This is a genomic window from Halobacillus halophilus, assembly GCF_020171985.1.
Taxonomy (GTDB): Bacteria; Bacillota; Bacilli; order Bacillales; family Halobacillaceae; genus Halobacillus; species Halobacillus halophilus_A.
Genome location: NZ_JAIVAL010000005.1, coordinates 56711 through 70920, shown reverse-complemented (window position 1 = coordinate 70920; position 14210 = coordinate 56711). Strand labels below are relative to the sequence as shown.

Below are 14210 nucleotides of genomic sequence, written 5' to 3'. Positions count from 1 at the left end.
AAGATAGGAGGGTTAACATGACAGTAGACGTCTCACTACCATACGACAAAGAGTATGTAACACAATTTTCCAATGGTTTACAAGAGCCAGAATGGATGAGAAACCTTCGATTGGATGCCTTGGAAAAATCAGAATCACTTCAACTTCCTAAGCCTGATAAGACGAATATTAGCAAGTGGAATTTCACGGAGTTCAAACACAATGTTCAAGGTGAAGTTATCGATTCGCTTGAAGATTTACCGGCTGAAATTCAAGACTTTTTAGATAAAGAGAAAGAACAGCAAAACCTGGTTATTCAAAGAAACCATACGGTAGCCTATGCCACAATTGATCAGGAATTAAAAGATCAAGGTGTGATATTTACCGATATGGCTTCTGCTGTCAGAGATCATAGTGATCTAGTACAGAAATATTACATGAATGATGCTGTACACGTGGACGAACATCGTCTTACAGCCCTTCATGCCGCTTTAATGAATGGCGGAATCTTCCTTTATGTACCTAAAAATGTACAAATTGAAGAACCTATTCAAGCTATTTTCTGGCAGGAGGATCCAGAAGCTTCTCTAATTAACCACATTCTCGTGGTAGCAGAAGAGAATAGCTCTGTAACGTATGTGGAGAATTATATCTCTCATAATAAAGAAGAAAAAACTTCAGCAAATAATGTTACTGAAGTAATTGCTAAAGACGGTGCTAAGGTTTCCTTTGGTGCTGTTGATAACTTTGATTCTGGAACAACGGTTTATACGAACCGTCGCGGTGTTGCTTATCGTGATGCTGTGATTGAGTGGGCTCTAGGACAAATGAATGAAGGCGATACAGTATCTGAAAATATCACTCATTTAATTGGTGATAATTCTCATTCAAATGCGAAAACAGTAGCTATTGGCCGCGGAAAACAAAAGCAGAACTTTACTGCGAATATTACTCACTTCGGTCAAGGCTCAGATGGATATATCCTTCAGCATGGTGTAATGAAGGACAAAGCTTCTGCCATCTTTAATGGCATTGGTAAAATTGAGCATGGAGCTTCCAAATCTAATGCTGAACAAGAATCTCGTGTACTCATGCTTAGTAAAGACGCACGAGGCGATGCTAACCCGATTCTTCTTATAGATGAGGATGACGTAACAGCTGGTCACGCTGCTTCGGTAGGCCGGGTCGATCCTGTCCAGCTTTACTATCTAATGAGCCGCGGTATTTCCAAGTTTGAAGCAGAACGTCTCATTATTCACGGATTCCTTGCGCCCGTTGTTAAACAGCTTCCTGTGGAAGCCGTTAAACGTCAACTGACGCAGGTAATTGAAAGGAAAGTATATTAATGGATATCAATGCGGTACGCAATGAATTCCCGATTCTTCATCAGGAAGTAAATGGCCATCCGCTTGTGTATCTGGATTCATCCGCAACATCTCAAAAGCCGATTAAGGTCATTGAAAAACTTGATGAATACTATCGCGGATATAACTCAAATGTTCATAGAGGCGTTCACACGCTGGGGACACGGGCAACGGATGAGTATGAAGGTGCCCGTGAAAAAGTGAGAAGGTTTATTAACGCCTCAAGCACACAGGAAGTGATCTTTACTCGCGGAACAACGACAGCCATTAATACCGTGGCGTCGAGTTATGGAAGAGCTAACCTAAAAGAGGGTGATGAGATTGTCATCACCCCAATGGAACACCATAGTAATATCATTCCATGGCAGCAAGTGGCTAAAGAAACAGGGGCTGTTTTAAAATATATGCCTCTTCAGGCTAATGGAACGATTAACTTGGAAGATGCACGGGAAACTATTACTAAGAACACCAAAATTGTGGCTACTATGCATGTTTCCAACGTTCTTGGAACGATTAATCCAATAAAAGAGCTAGCATCCATCGCTCATGAAAATGATGCGGTTATGTTAGTAGACGGTGCCCAGAGTGCTCCTCACATGAAAATTGATGTTCAAGATCTGGATGCCGATTTTTATGCATTTTCCGGCCACAAAATGTGTGGACCAACTGGAATTGGAGTTCTTTACGGTAAAAAAGCGCTTCTTAAAGATATGGAACCGGCTGAGTTCGGCGGAGAAATGATTGATTTCGTAAATTGGTACGATTCTACGTGGAAAGACCTGCCTTGGAAATTTGAAGCAGGCACTCCCATTATTGCTGGAGCGGTTGGTTTAGGAGCCGCTATAGACTTTTTAAATGAAGTCGGGCTGGACGAAATCAAAAAACATGAACAAAAACTGGCTGCTTATGCGCAAGATAGAATGCAGCAAGTGGAAGGAATGACGATTTACGGACCAAAAGAACGCGCAGGTCTTGTTACGTTTAACCTATCCGATGTTCACCCTCACGATTTAGCGACCGTTTTGGACGCTGAGGGAATTGCTGTACGTGCGGGTCATCACTGCGCTCAGCCTTTAATGAGATGGCTTGAAGTGTCAGCAACTGCGCGCGCCAGCTTTTATCTGTACAATACAGAAGAAGAAATTGATAAACTTGTTGAAGGATTACAAACAACAAAGGAGTATTTTGGCGATGTCTTTTAACAATTTAGATACACTTTATCGCCAGGTCATTATGGATCACTATAAAAACCCCCGTAATCGAGGGGCGATTGAAGGAGATCATATGACAGTGGATATGAATAATCCGACCTGTGGTGATCGTATCCAACTTCAATTGCAAGTAGAGGATAATCTGGTTAAAGATGCCAAGTTTGATGGAGAAGGCTGCTCCATCAGCATGTCCTCTGCTTCCATGATGACTCAGGCAATCAAAGGAAAACCCGTAGAAAAAGCGCTTAAGATGTCTGAACTCTTTTCAGAGCTCATGCAAGGAAATGATGTAGACACTGACGAGCTTGACCTTGGAGATATAGAAGCACTACAGGGAGTTTCTAAATTCCCAGCACGTATCAAATGCGCCACACTAGCCTGGAAGGCTATGGAGAAAGGCGTAGATGAAGAAAAGCAGGATTAAGCTTTTGTCAATACCAAAAGGAGGTATATAATCATGGCTAAAGAAGCACCAGAAGTTGGAGAGTATCAATATGGATTCCATGAAAAAGATATTTCTATTTTCCGTACCCAAAAAGGTTTAACGAAGGAAGTCGTGGAACAAATCTCCAATTATAAAGAAGAGCCTCAGTGGATGCTTGATTTCCGTCTGAAAGCTTTAGAACAGTTTTATAAAATGCCTATGCCGCAATGGGGCGGAGACTTATCAGAATTGAACTTCGATGATATCACTTATTACGTGAAACCTTCCGAACGTTCTGAACGTTCCTGGGATGAAGTTCCTGAAGAAATTAAAAATACGTTTGATCGTTTGGGTATTCCAGAAGCTGAGCAGAAATATCTTGCAGGTGTATCCGCTCAGTATGAATCAGAAGTGGTTTATCATAACATGGAAAAAGATCTTGAAGACCTGGGTGTTGTATTTAAAGATACGGACTCAGCTCTTAAAGAGAACGAAGATCTTTTCAGAGAATATTTCGGTAAAGTGATTCCACCATCTGATAATAAGTTCTCTGCACTAAACTCTGCGGTTTGGTCTGGCGGATCATTCATTTATGTTCCTAAAGATACAAAAGTAGAGACGCCGCTGCAGGCTTATTTCCGGATTAACTCAGAAAACATGGGTCAGTTCGAAAGGACATTGATTATCGCAGATGAAGGTTCTTCTGTGCACTATGTAGAGGGATGTACAGCACCTACCTATTCATCCAGCTCACTTCACAGTGCGGTTGTAGAAATCTTTGTTAAAGATAATGCTTACTGCCGTTATACTACGATTCAAAACTGGGCGAACAACGTTTATAATCTAGTTACAAAACGTGCAGTAGCTGAGTCGAATGCAACCATGGAATGGGTAGATGGAAACCTTGGTTCTAAACTAACCATGAAATATCCATCTGTTATCCTTAAAGGTGAAGGTGCACGCGGAATGACTCTTTCCATTGCCCTTGCCGGTAAAGGACAGCATCAGGATGCAGGCGCGAAAATGCACCATCTTGCCCCTAATACGTCTTCTACGATCGTTTCGAAATCAATTTCGAAGCATGGAGGTAAAGTTACGTATCGCGGGATTGTCCAATTTGGTCGTAAAGCCGAAGGTGCACGTTCGAACGTAGAATGTGACACGTTAATTATGGATAACCAATCTACTTCAGATACCATTCCTTATAATGAGATCATGAATGAAAATATCTCTTTGGAACACGAAGCCAAAGTTTCTAAAGTATCTGAAGAACAACTATTCTATCTTATGAGCCGCGGTATTTCAGAAGAAGAAGCAACTGAAATGATCGTAATGGGCTTCATTGAACCATTCACGAAAGAACTTCCAATGGAATATGCCGTAGAAATGAACCGTCTAATTAAATTCGAAATGGAAGGTTCAATCGGTTAATTCAATTTAATTACTACACTTAAAGTACAGGTGGTTCATCCACCTGTACTTTTTTATGTACTATAATCATGCTACGTCATCAGGAGTGTATTTTTAATTCTTAACATAGGCTGGATGTTTTAAGAATAGAAAACATGATACTATAATATTATCTATAGAGATAAAGGATGTTTTAAAATGGTCATCCTCATGTTTATGATCGGTTTAGTGACAGCATTAGTTGGAAGCATCGCTGGATTAGGCGGCGGTGTTATTTTAGTACCTGTATTACTATTTTTAGGAGATCAGCTAAGTACTTTCGACTGGGTAAGTCCACAGTCAATTGTTGGAATTTCGCTGGTGGTTATGATATTTACTGGAATGTCCTCTGCGCTTTCTTATTTGAAGCATGACCGCGTAGATAAAAAAATCGGATATGTTTTTCTAATAGGAAGTGTGCCTGGGGGAATTATAGGCTCTTGGTTAAATCAATTTTTTAAAACGGATATGTTTTCTTTATTGTTCGGCTGTATTATGATTGTAGTTTCTTTGCTGTTTTTTATACCGAGGAAAACTTCAGGTACCTACTTGTTCAATAAAGGTCTCAAAAGAGAGAAGGTTATTAAAGGAACAACTTATAAGTATCAGATGCCGATTGTTTTCGGTCTTATTCTATCCCTTGGGGTGGGAATGCTGTCGGGGTTGCTTGGCATTGGCGGAGGCTCTCTAATGGTTCCTGCGATGATTTTATTATTCAATATACCCGCCCACATTGCAACGGCTACGTCTATGTTCATGATCTTCTTTGCGAGCATCTCAAGCTCTGCTACCCATATCCTTCTAGGTCACGTCGAATGGGCTTATACACTCTACTTTATTCCAGGGGCATACTTAGGGGGGACGCTCGGGGCTCGTGTTAACCGGCATCTAAAAGGACAAGCTGTTGAATGGTTTTTAAGGGTATTGTTGATCTTAATCGGTATCCGTTTAATATGGCAAGGAATTGGATAAGGAGACTGATGATGAAGGAAAAATTATTTTTTTATTACACAAGTGATTTACATAGTCATTTTGAGAATTGGCCCCAAATCGTCGGCTACTTTAAAAGGAAGAAAGATCAGCACAACCGGAAAGGCGAAAATTTCTGGTTAATGGACAACGGAGACCATGTGGATCGATTTCATCCGATAGCGGAAGGGTTAATGGGAAAAGGTAACGTGGAACTTTTGAATCAAGCTGGCTATCATCTGGCGAATTTAGGAAATAACGAAGGAATCACTCTTTCAAGTGAGGATCTTTATACCCTTTATGATAAGGCGAATTTTGAAGTGATCTGTGCGAATCTCCGTTACGGTGAAGGAAATCAGCCTAAATGGCTGAAGTCACACGAAATTCTAACTTCCAATAAGGGAACAAAGGTTGGGCTGATTGGCTTGACAGCCCCGTTTAAAACGTTCTATAAACAGCTTGGCTGGGAAGTTGAATCTCCTTATGATGCATTGGATGAATTGTTAAATGAGGTCCGTGAACAATCGGATATTGTGATCCTTCTTTCTCATTTAGGTATTAATGATGATGAAGAAATTGCACGCCGATATGAAGGGATAGATGTCATTATTGGCGGCCATACTCACCACTTATTCCAAAATGGTGAATACACGGAGGATTCGCTTTTAACAGCTGCCGGTAAACATGGCACTCATCTGGGAGAAATTCTATTAGAGTGGGATACCGAACAAAAAAAATTAATGAAAAAGGAAGCATATGCGATTCCCACTGAGAATTTACGGAAAGATGAGAAAGTCACACAGGATGTACAAGAAATGAGGGAAAGAGCCATCGACCGTTTACAAACTCCTATAACAAGGTTAACGAAGCCCTTATATATAGGCTGGTTCCAAGAGACTTCTTTGATGTCCAGACTTACCCTCGAACTGCAGAAATGGACAAATTCAGACGTGGCGATGCTGAATGCGGGTATTTTATTAGATCATTTAGGAGAAGGGGAAGTGACTTATCAAGATGTGCACCGGATCTGTCCTCACCCCATGAACCCCTGTAAAGTAGAACTAAAAGGGGATGAACTACTTGAAGTTATCCGGGTAGCTCATACAAGAAAGTTAACTGAAATCCGCTTGAAAGGATTTGGCTTTCGTGGAGAAGTAATTGGAAAAATGGTCTTTGCCGGCGTGGAAATAGAAACCAAGGAGTCGCAAGATGGCGAAGAACGCGTCGTAAGAGTTACGAAAAACGGCGCTCCTATCGATCAGGAGAAGTCCTATTCTCTCTCAACCGCTGATACATTTACATTTGGCAGGCTGTTTCCTGAAATTGCTTATGCACCCAATAAGGCTTATTATATGCCTGAGTTACTCCGGGATTTACTATCGGAAGCTCTTAAAACATATGAATAATATGCGGCACACTTTATAGACTGCCAAGAAACAAAGTTATCATTATTTCTATGCCTAAACCTCTTCTGGACTACATATAGTTAGTTCAGGAGGGGTTGTTTTAATGGGGAAAACTAAAGTTACAAATGGACCCTCAATTGGGAAAAGAATCGTTTTGACTTTTCTGTTCTTTTTACTATTCACCGCTTTAAGTCTCTGGCTAATCAACAGGGGAATCACTCCGGCACTCATTGGTATAGCTGAAACAAAAACCCAGCAACTAGCAAGGGACGCAATAAATGAAGCCGTCAATAAACAAATAGCTGAGGATCTACAATTTAATGATTTAGTAAAAATGGAAAAAGATGATAAGGGAAATATCGTTTATATGGGCTGGAATTCCGTGGTAGTGAACAGGGTACTGAGAAATACTACGTACCGTGTCCAAAACTTTCTAAAAAGGATGGAACTAAACGAATTACCAATGGAAGATACATCACTTGAGCCTGACATTGATCCTAATATGACCCAGGAGGAACTAGGTGAACAACCCGCAACATTAATAGAGATCCCTGTCGGACAGGCGACGAATAACTCGCTTCTTGCTAACCTGGGTCCAAAAGTACCGGTTCAATTACGAGTGATTGGTGATGTACAGTCAAACTTCCAAAGTGAAATTACAGAGTACGGCATTAATGCAGCATTATTCCAATTATCAATTCATATTGAAGTGAACGTAAGGATCGTGATTCCTTTCTCCACTGAAACGACCACCGTAGCGACGGATATTCCTATCGATACAGCTACTATTCTAGGAGAGGTTCCTGACTTCTATGGCGGGGAGGGTGAAGCTCCAGACAAATCACCATCTTTTTCCTTTCCGATGGATGCCTTGCAATAATGTAACTATACTGATAGAATTGCATGGAAATAAATATGCGTGACCTTATCAGATCGGTGAGGTAGAGGTGCAGACGTCATTAGTAATCAATGGGAGCCAGGCAAGCTAGGATCATTGATGAAAGGGATGAGTTTCTGCCGAAGTGTACGATAGTGTTGTCAGACTATCCTATGCTGGTGTATATCTGAAGAAGAGACACACTGTCATGCATGCTCTTTTGGGTGCATGGGGCGCTACTGATCGAAATGGAGGATAATCAAGTTGCTACAGGCAATGATAGGTTATTTTCTACTATCATTGTCTTTTTTTATTCCTCATTTTTATAGGCAGTAGCCTTCCTACTCCCGTTTACATCAAAAGATTTACGGAGGGAATATCATGGAAGGAACGATTTATTCATTAATTCCGGCAGTATTAATGCTGGTCCTTGTCTTGGTAACAAGAAGAGTGATTCTATCACTAGGTATAGGGATTATTATCGGAGCATTTATGCTTACGGGAATTGATCTCAAAGATGGTCTTGCCTTAATATGGTCATTATTTTCGACTATTTTCGTGAGTGAAGGAGCTCTAAATTCTGGGAACCTTTACCTGTTATCATTCTTATTTTTATTAGGGATCACTACAGCCTTTATGACAGCCTCGGGGGGAAGTAAGGCCTTCGGAAAATGGGCTGTGGAGAAAATCCGCACACGAAAAGGGGCGAAACTGCTTCCGGCTGTGTTGGGTATTATCATTTTTATTGATGATTATTTTAACGCGTTAGCTGTTGGTCAGGTGGCGAGACCTGTAACAGACCGTTACAAAATATCGAGGGCAAAGCTTGCCTATTATATTGATTCTACATCTGCCCCCATTACCGTTATTTCTCCGATATCGAGCTGGGGGGCTTATATCATTGGCACGATTGGAAGTATTTTAGCAGCAAATGAAATTTCTAATTATCAGGCATTGGAAGCATTTATCCTTATGATTCCTGCCAATTATTATGTGTTCGCTGCGCTGCTTCTAGTCTTTCTCACCATCTTCTTGAAGCTCGACATAGGAGCAATGCGGACGCATGAGAAGAGAGCTTTAGATACTGGTCAGCTAACTAACCCCGAAGGAGATGTGCCAGGAGATTTAAATGACGAGTTTAAGCAGCATAACAATGGCAAAATTGCTCATCTAATTCTGCCAATTGGAGCGCTTGTGGCGGGGACAGTAGCATCTATGGTTTTCACAGGTATTCGAAATACGGAGGGTGCCGTAGATCTGCTTGCGATATTCGCAAACACCAATGTGAATATTTCCTTGTTTATCGGAGGACTTGCAGCCGTTGTTACAGCAGGCGTTTTATATGCAGGACAGGCTGGACCAAAGTCGGGAGCACCGGTTGTATTCTGGGAAGGAATTAAAGCCATGCTGCCCGCCATATATATTTTAGTTTTTGCCTGGATGATTGGAGATATTATCAGTCAGCTGCAAACAGGTGAATATCTAGCCCAGCAGTTCCGCCAGGCGGATATTAATGTTGCTTATCTTCCCTTGCTTATTTTTATCATTTCCGGATTCATGGCACTTTCCACGGGTACTTCCTGGGGAACCTTTGGTATCATGCTTCCGATAGCAGGGGAGATAGCGGCTGTGACGGAGCCGGCCATGATTCTGCCTGCTCTATCAGCTGTACTGGCTGGTTCTGTATTTGGAGACCATTGTTCGCCTATTTCAGATACAACAATATTATCCTCAACAGGTGCAGGTGCAAACCATATCGACCACGTACTCACCCAGCTTCCTTATGCAGGTATAGCTGCTGTAGCGGCCTCGATTGGATATATTCTTCTTGGCTTAACAGGTCAAGTGTGGATTCCATTGTTAGCAACCCTGGTTGTTGTGGTGCTTGTAGGTATATTGATTCATTTCATAACATCATCAGTTGAGAAGAAATAAATGTTATAATTACCCTAAGGATGGAGACTTTTCAAAGTCTCTATCCTTTTTTTGTTATTTTTGTTAAATTCTAAATATTTTAAAATAACTTTGACAACCCCTGAACGGATGGTTATAATTTAAGCAGAAATAATCAGAAAAAAATAAAAATTTTGAAACATCCTCTCATTGCTGATTTAGAGTTAAATGAGGGGTTATATAAATAAAAGGGGGCCTTTCACATGGAAAATCGTGCACAATGGGGGACGCGAGTTGGTTTCCTGCTAGCTGCAATGGGGTCAGCTATCGGGCTTGGTAACATCTGGCGTTTTCCTGCCACTGCTTATGACAGCGGCGGAGGAGCATTTATCGTACCTTATCTATTTGCTTTACTTACTGCAGGCATTCCGCTTTTAATCATGGAATATACCATCGGTCACAAATACCGTGGGTCTGCACCAAAGTCTTTCGGGAGAATTAAAAAGGGCTTTGAATGGATGGGATGGTGGCAAGTTGCCATATCCTTTGTTATTTCTACTTACTATGCTGTTATTATTGCCTGGGCAATTATGTATGCTTTTTATTCTTTCAACTTAACTTGGGGCGATGATCCAACTGCATTTTTCGTAGGAGATTTTCTGGAGCTTGCCGATGCAGGGGCGATTGGAGGACTTGTTCCGAAAGTACTGCTGCCTTTGCTTGCCGTTTGGGTTATCACTTTAGGGTTTTTAGCACGAGGAGTTAAAAAAGGAATTGAAGTAGCTAATAAAATCTTCATTCCATTACTTGTCGTCTTATTCTTAATTATAGTCGTCAGAGCAGTGACACTTGAAGGAGCAGCTGATGGTCTATCAGCATTCTTTACGCCGGAATGGAGCCGGATTGCAGATCCTAACGTATGGGTGGCAGCCTACGGACAAATCTTCTTCAGTTTATCAATTGCTTTTGCCATCATGGTAACGTATTCTTCTTATCTGCCGAAGAAGTCAGACATTACGAACAATGCTTTTATAACCGGGTTTGCTAACTCATCATTTGAAATCTTAGCTGGTATTGGTGTGTTTGCAGCCGTTGGATTTATGGCATTCCAATATGATACATCTGTAGGTCAACTGGCTGCGGAACGTGGAGTAGGGGGGATTGGACTGGCCTTTATGGTATTCCCTGAAATTGTCAGCCAGATTCCGGGAATCCCTGGGTTGTTTGGATTCTTATTCTTTGCTTCCCTTGTTCTTGCCGGACTCTCTTCCTTAATTTCCATTACGGAAACATATGTAGCGGCTGTATCGGAGAAGTTTAATGTCTCCCGTATTAAAGCTGTACTATTAGGAGGCGGTTTGGCAGCAGTTATTTCCCTTCTTTATGCTACAAGAGGCGGGCTAAGCATTCTGGATACAGTCGACCATTTCATCAATACGTTTGGAGTGGCATTATCGGGACTCGTAGAAATTGTAGCCCTTGCGTGGCTGGCACGTAGTATTAAAGGCCTTAAAGAACATGCGAATCAAACTTCTGATATTATGCTGGGTAACTGGTGGGTAGTGTGCCTCCAGGTTATTACGCCTATTGTCCTTGGGTATATGATGGTTCAGAATCTTATTCTTGAGTTGTCATCTGCGTATGAAGGTTACCCTGTGACTTTATTAGTTGTTGGTGGCTGGTTAGTGGCTATTGCAGCTATTGTAGTAGGCGTTCTTTTCTCTATGAAGAAATGGCCGCACAATGAGTTAGAATTCAATGAAGATGAAGACTCGAAAGGGGCTGCTAAATAATGGCAATTATAATGTTTATTATCACCATAGGAATTATATGGGGCGGACTTGCGCTCAGTATTACCCATGCGGTCCGAAAATCAAAAAGTTAAGATAATGAAAACCGGAATGGTGAATTCAATCACCATTCCGGTTTTTTTAGTTGACCATACGCTCCCACTTTTTAAGAAATGGATAAGGATCAAACGCCCATTCATTTTTGCCGTTATCCTGATACATACCGTAGTGTAGATGTGGAGGGAATTTACCTGAAGTTCCTGGTGGTCCATAACCGGAAGCTCCTACGGATCCTATTACATCTCCTGGCTGTACGACATCTCCTACTTCGATATTATCGGCAAATCCGTTAAGATGCGCATAATAGTGATAAATGTTGTAAATATCACGAATACCCACTCGCCAGCCTCCAAATTTGTTCCAGCCCTTCATTTCAATAACTCCATAAGTGGTAGACTTGACAGGTACACCATAATTAGCAAAAATATCCGTACCTTCATGGATGCGTCGTCCTCCAAAACCACGAGCATCTCCCCAGGTGCTCCTATAGCTGTAATTGGCTTCTGTTGGCACGGGGAAGTCTCTTTTTGTCAAGGAGACTGTCTGAAATTTTTTAAATACTTCTGCAGTATTCATAATCGTTTGCACAGTTAAATCACGCTTATAGTAATTGAATAAAGCAATTTTAATATCATCCTCTGTGGTGCCATAAGAGAGAATGTATTGTCCTATGGTCCAAAGGACATCTTCATCATTTCCAATATCTGCTTTGTTATCGCCATTACCGTCAGAGCCCCAACCGTTGGGGAAGAAATCTACAGGCATCTCACCTGCGCTCCCTGTCCAAAAGAAGGGCTCGGGTTTGATAGCGGTGACCCGTCCTTCTTTAGGATCATCATGGACTTGGCGCTCATATTGATCAACAGCCGCCAGGTACTCCCATGAAATATTTGTAAGAGCTTCTGTTTTCTTATATAAGGCCATTCTTGCCTGACTTTCCTGATCTGCATATATATGTTCACTTCCAAAGCTCATCAATACAAAAAAGATAAGCGATATACCTAAACATCTCATTAATATTCACCTACGATGGTTTTTGATACTGTTAGCATGAACTACATGCTTAATGTTATGTTTGGAAATGAAAGGCAGATTATCACGTCTCTGTACCAGGTCTATCATCAGGGCCCATATTTGGACCTTCAATGGGCTGGTCACTGTCATTTTCAGGTACTTTACCTTGCGGAGATTTCTTCATTTTCTTAATAATACTGTCTATCACTTCTGTATATTGTTCATCATAAACAGTAGAAGTACTTACACTTTGGATGTCTCCAAATGAAGCTGGATCATCGGAAACAAACACGTGATAAAAGCTTGGTACTAAAGAATAAGCAGTCTTTTGAACCATATCAGCTGCTTGCTCTCGGTCGTGATTATTGGGAGGCTGGTAAGCAACGAGAATTTCGTTATCTGTAACTAAAGTAGCAACATCTTCAAATCCATCATATCTCAGAATCATTCTTGTAATCATGTCAGCCATTTGTTCACGGTTAACTTTAATATCACGTTTTTTTTCAGCTTCCTGATCCAATTGGTCTTTCTTAAATCTTACATATCCAACTTGCCCTTCTAGAGGCTGGTCATTGTAATTATCCATAGCATTTCCGTTTAGTGTATCCCCATCTCGTGTTTCTTCTTCTCGGTCTGTTGTTTCGTTACAGCCTGTGATCATAAATAGGCAGGCTAATAAAATCGATAAAATGGTTAGCTTTTTCACTTCTGTTCCTCCTTATTAATCGGTTTCACTTAGGTTGAACTTTTTTTGATGAATCATACTTATTTTGTGAAGTTGTATTTCCGCGTTATTCGGGAAATATGATACACTAATGTCAGGATAGAGGTGATAGACGTGGTAGAAATTTCAGGTAAGAACTTTGAAATCGTAGAGAATCATCGAGATGCCTTTCAACAGGAAGATGTAGAAGGAAGATTTAGCGATATATTAAGTAAGTATGATTTTATAGTTGGCGACTGGGGATATGGTCAGCTTCGTCTTAAAGGATTTTTCGATGATCAAAACCCAAAAGCCACATTCGATACAAAAATCAGTACGCTTGAAGATTACTTATATGAGTACTGCAACTTTGGCTGTGCTTATTTTGTGTTGAAGCGTGTCCATCAATAAAACCGACGGGCTTAAAGCCCGTCGGTTTTTTAGGGTAAGAAAAAGTAATTTATTCGGATTCTTCTTCTGAAGGTTTTATATCCCGGTTTTTCTCATCATGAATAGGGTGTGCGCCATCCTCTTGACGTTGAAGGTCCTGGTGCAACGCCTTATATTCATAGTTGAACGCGCTATAGTAACGCTGTTGTTCTGTCCAGGGAGCACTCTTCTCATTGGAAACAGGTTTGTCTTTATTTCTTGGGGCACCATAAGGTCCTTCAGGAAGCTGTTCAGGCGTTAAATAATTACGTTGCGCCTCTACATTAGCAAAGTCAGAATAAAGCTTTTTATCTTTTCTGCTCATAAAAAAACCTCCCTTGGCTTATAGTTTTTCCAGGGGAGGTTTCTTTATTCAAAGGAGATCGGGAAGATAGTTCCTTAACTCTTCAGCTTCAATAGCACTTAATTGGAACAAATGTTCCAAATGACCATCTTTCCTAATGGTTTCAAGATCCAACAAGGCTTGACGATTTTTGTGAAGGTTAATAACCATCGTCTGATTATTAAAATGAGCAGCTTTCATTAAAGCAAGCTCGAAACGGTGGCTCCCGGCTGTAAAGCATACAAACCGGGTGCTAGTCTCCTGAGTAAAGTCCTCTAGGAGAGGTCTTTGAGCCATGA

14 protein-coding genes, 1 pseudogene and 1 riboswitch are annotated in these 14210 nt (G+C 41.0%); of the genes and pseudogenes, 11 read left to right on the top strand and 4 right to left on the bottom strand.

The features are described 5' to 3' along the window. Positions 1 to 17 precede the first annotated feature (17 nt). The 10 genes from sufD (at position 18) to LCM11_RS10180 (ending at position 11457) form a co-directional block, all read left to right on the top strand. Positions 18 to 1325 carry a Fe-S cluster assembly protein SufD gene (gene sufD / locus LCM11_RS10225; protein ID WP_224894145.1) on the top strand — a complete coding sequence of 436 codons (1308 nt, stop codon included), beginning with the start codon at positions 18 to 20 and terminating at the stop codon, positions 1323 to 1325. After that, complete coding sequence (locus LCM11_RS10220) at positions 1325 to 2545, top strand: cysteine desulfurase (RefSeq protein WP_224894144.1); 1221 nt, start codon at positions 1325 to 1327, stop codon at positions 2543 to 2545. The genes sufD and LCM11_RS10220 overlap by 1 nt, the downstream gene beginning before the upstream one ends. Next, entirely contained in the window at positions 2535 to 2978 is a 444-nt protein-coding gene (gene sufU / locus LCM11_RS10215) for a Fe-S cluster assembly sulfur transfer protein SufU (RefSeq protein ID WP_224894143.1), read from the top strand. Before LCM11_RS10220 ends, sufU begins: the two co-directional genes overlap by 11 nt. Before the next feature lie 33 nt (positions 2979 to 3011). Continuing rightward, positions 3012 to 4409, top strand: coding sequence for a Fe-S cluster assembly protein SufB (gene sufB / locus LCM11_RS10210; RefSeq protein WP_224894142.1), 1398 nt, complete (start codon positions 3012 to 3014; stop codon positions 4407 to 4409). 177 nt (positions 4410 to 4586) lie between these two features. Beyond that, positions 4587 to 5399: a sulfite exporter TauE/SafE family protein gene (locus tag LCM11_RS10205; RefSeq protein ID WP_224894141.1), complete on the top strand. Its 813-nt coding sequence runs from the start codon at positions 4587 to 4589 to the stop codon at positions 5397 to 5399. Between the two features lie 11 nt (positions 5400 to 5410). Further along, positions 5411 to 6802, top strand: coding sequence for a bifunctional UDP-sugar hydrolase/5'-nucleotidase (locus tag LCM11_RS10200; RefSeq protein ID WP_318246149.1), 1392 nt, complete (start codon positions 5411 to 5413; stop codon positions 6800 to 6802). 103 nt (positions 6803 to 6905) lie between these two features. Further along, a complete protein-coding gene (gene yunB, locus LCM11_RS10195) occupies positions 6906 to 7682 on the top strand; it encodes a sporulation protein YunB (protein WP_224894139.1) in 777 nt (258 codons plus the stop codon). A gap of 54 nt (positions 7683 to 7736) precedes the next feature. Next, positions 7737 to 7926: riboswitch (Lysine riboswitch) on the top strand. Between the two features lie 134 nt (positions 7927 to 8060). Beyond that, on the top strand, positions 8061 to 9614 hold the full coding sequence (locus LCM11_RS10190) for a Na+/H+ antiporter NhaC family protein (protein WP_224894138.1): 1554 nt from the start codon (positions 8061 to 8063) through the stop codon (positions 9612 to 9614). Between the two features lie 221 nt (positions 9615 to 9835). Further along, on the top strand, positions 9836 to 11365 hold the full coding sequence (locus LCM11_RS10185) for a sodium-dependent transporter (protein WP_224894137.1): 1530 nt from the start codon (positions 9836 to 9838) through the stop codon (positions 11363 to 11365). After that, complete coding sequence (locus tag LCM11_RS10180; protein ID WP_224894136.1) at positions 11365 to 11457, top strand: MetS family NSS transporter small subunit; 93 nt, start codon at positions 11365 to 11367, stop codon at positions 11455 to 11457. The genes LCM11_RS10185 and LCM11_RS10180 overlap by 1 nt, the downstream gene beginning before the upstream one ends. Before the next feature lie 46 nt (positions 11458 to 11503). Here the strand turns inward: LCM11_RS10180 and LCM11_RS10175 are convergent. After that, positions 11504 to 12352 (bottom strand): annotated as a pseudogene (locus tag LCM11_RS10175) (M23 family metallopeptidase); the annotation flags it as partial. 166 nt (positions 12353 to 12518) lie between these two features. Continuing rightward, positions 12519 to 13142 carry a YhcN/YlaJ family sporulation lipoprotein gene (locus LCM11_RS10170; RefSeq protein ID WP_224894135.1) on the bottom strand — a complete coding sequence of 208 codons (624 nt, stop codon included), beginning with the start codon at positions 13140 to 13142 and terminating at the stop codon, positions 12519 to 12521. A gap of 132 nt (positions 13143 to 13274) precedes the next feature. On the opposite strand from LCM11_RS10170, the gene LCM11_RS10165 reads away from it, so the two are divergent. Then, entirely contained in the window at positions 13275 to 13550 is a 276-nt protein-coding gene (locus LCM11_RS10165) for a YutD family protein (protein WP_224894134.1), read from the top strand. A 49-nt stretch (positions 13551 to 13599) separates the two neighbouring features. Here the strand turns inward: LCM11_RS10165 and LCM11_RS10160 are convergent, their stop codons facing one another. Both LCM11_RS10160 and LCM11_RS10155 read right to left on the bottom strand, forming a co-directional pair. Then, a complete protein-coding gene (locus tag LCM11_RS10160) occupies positions 13600 to 13893 on the bottom strand; it encodes a cytosolic protein (protein ID WP_089751744.1) in 294 nt (97 codons plus the stop codon). 48 nt (positions 13894 to 13941) lie between these two features. Beyond that, on the bottom strand, positions 13942 to 14208 hold the full coding sequence (locus LCM11_RS10155) for a DUF3055 domain-containing protein (RefSeq protein WP_224894133.1): 267 nt from the start codon (positions 14206 to 14208) through the stop codon (positions 13942 to 13944). Positions 14209 to 14210: the final 2 nt, after the last annotated feature.

What these genes read in the sequence shown, in the direction of transcription:
- sufD (WP_224894145.1), top strand. Translation starts at nt 18, where the DNA reads ATGACAGTAGACGTCTCACTACCATACGACAAAGAGTATGTAACACAA.
- LCM11_RS10220 (WP_224894144.1), top strand. Translation starts at nt 1,325, where the DNA reads ATGGATATCAATGCGGTACGCAATGAATTCCCGATTCTTCATCAGGAA.
- sufU (WP_224894143.1), top strand. Translation starts at nt 2,535, where the DNA reads ATGTCTTTTAACAATTTAGATACACTTTATCGCCAGGTCATTATGGAT.
- sufB (WP_224894142.1), top strand. Translation starts at nt 3,012, where the DNA reads ATGGCTAAAGAAGCACCAGAAGTTGGAGAGTATCAATATGGATTCCAT.
- LCM11_RS10205 (WP_224894141.1), top strand. Translation starts at nt 4,587, where the DNA reads ATGGTCATCCTCATGTTTATGATCGGTTTAGTGACAGCATTAGTTGGA.
- LCM11_RS10200 (WP_318246149.1), top strand. Translation starts at nt 5,411, where the DNA reads ATGAAGGAAAAATTATTTTTTTATTACACAAGTGATTTACATAGTCAT.
- yunB (WP_224894139.1), top strand. Translation starts at nt 6,906, where the DNA reads ATGGGGAAAACTAAAGTTACAAATGGACCCTCAATTGGGAAAAGAATC.
- LCM11_RS10190 (WP_224894138.1), top strand. Translation starts at nt 8,061, where the DNA reads ATGGAAGGAACGATTTATTCATTAATTCCGGCAGTATTAATGCTGGTC.
- LCM11_RS10185 (WP_224894137.1), top strand. Translation starts at nt 9,836, where the DNA reads ATGGAAAATCGTGCACAATGGGGGACGCGAGTTGGTTTCCTGCTAGCT.
- LCM11_RS10180 (WP_224894136.1), top strand. Translation starts at nt 11,365, where the DNA reads ATGGCAATTATAATGTTTATTATCACCATAGGAATTATATGGGGCGGA.
- LCM11_RS10160 (WP_089751744.1), bottom strand. Translation starts at nt 13,893, where the DNA reads ATGAGCAGAAAAGATAAAAAGCTTTATTCTGACTTTGCTAATGTAGAG.
- LCM11_RS10155 (WP_224894133.1), bottom strand. Translation starts at nt 14,208, where the DNA reads ATGGCTCAAAGACCTCTCCTAGAGGACTTTACTCAGGAGACTAGCACC.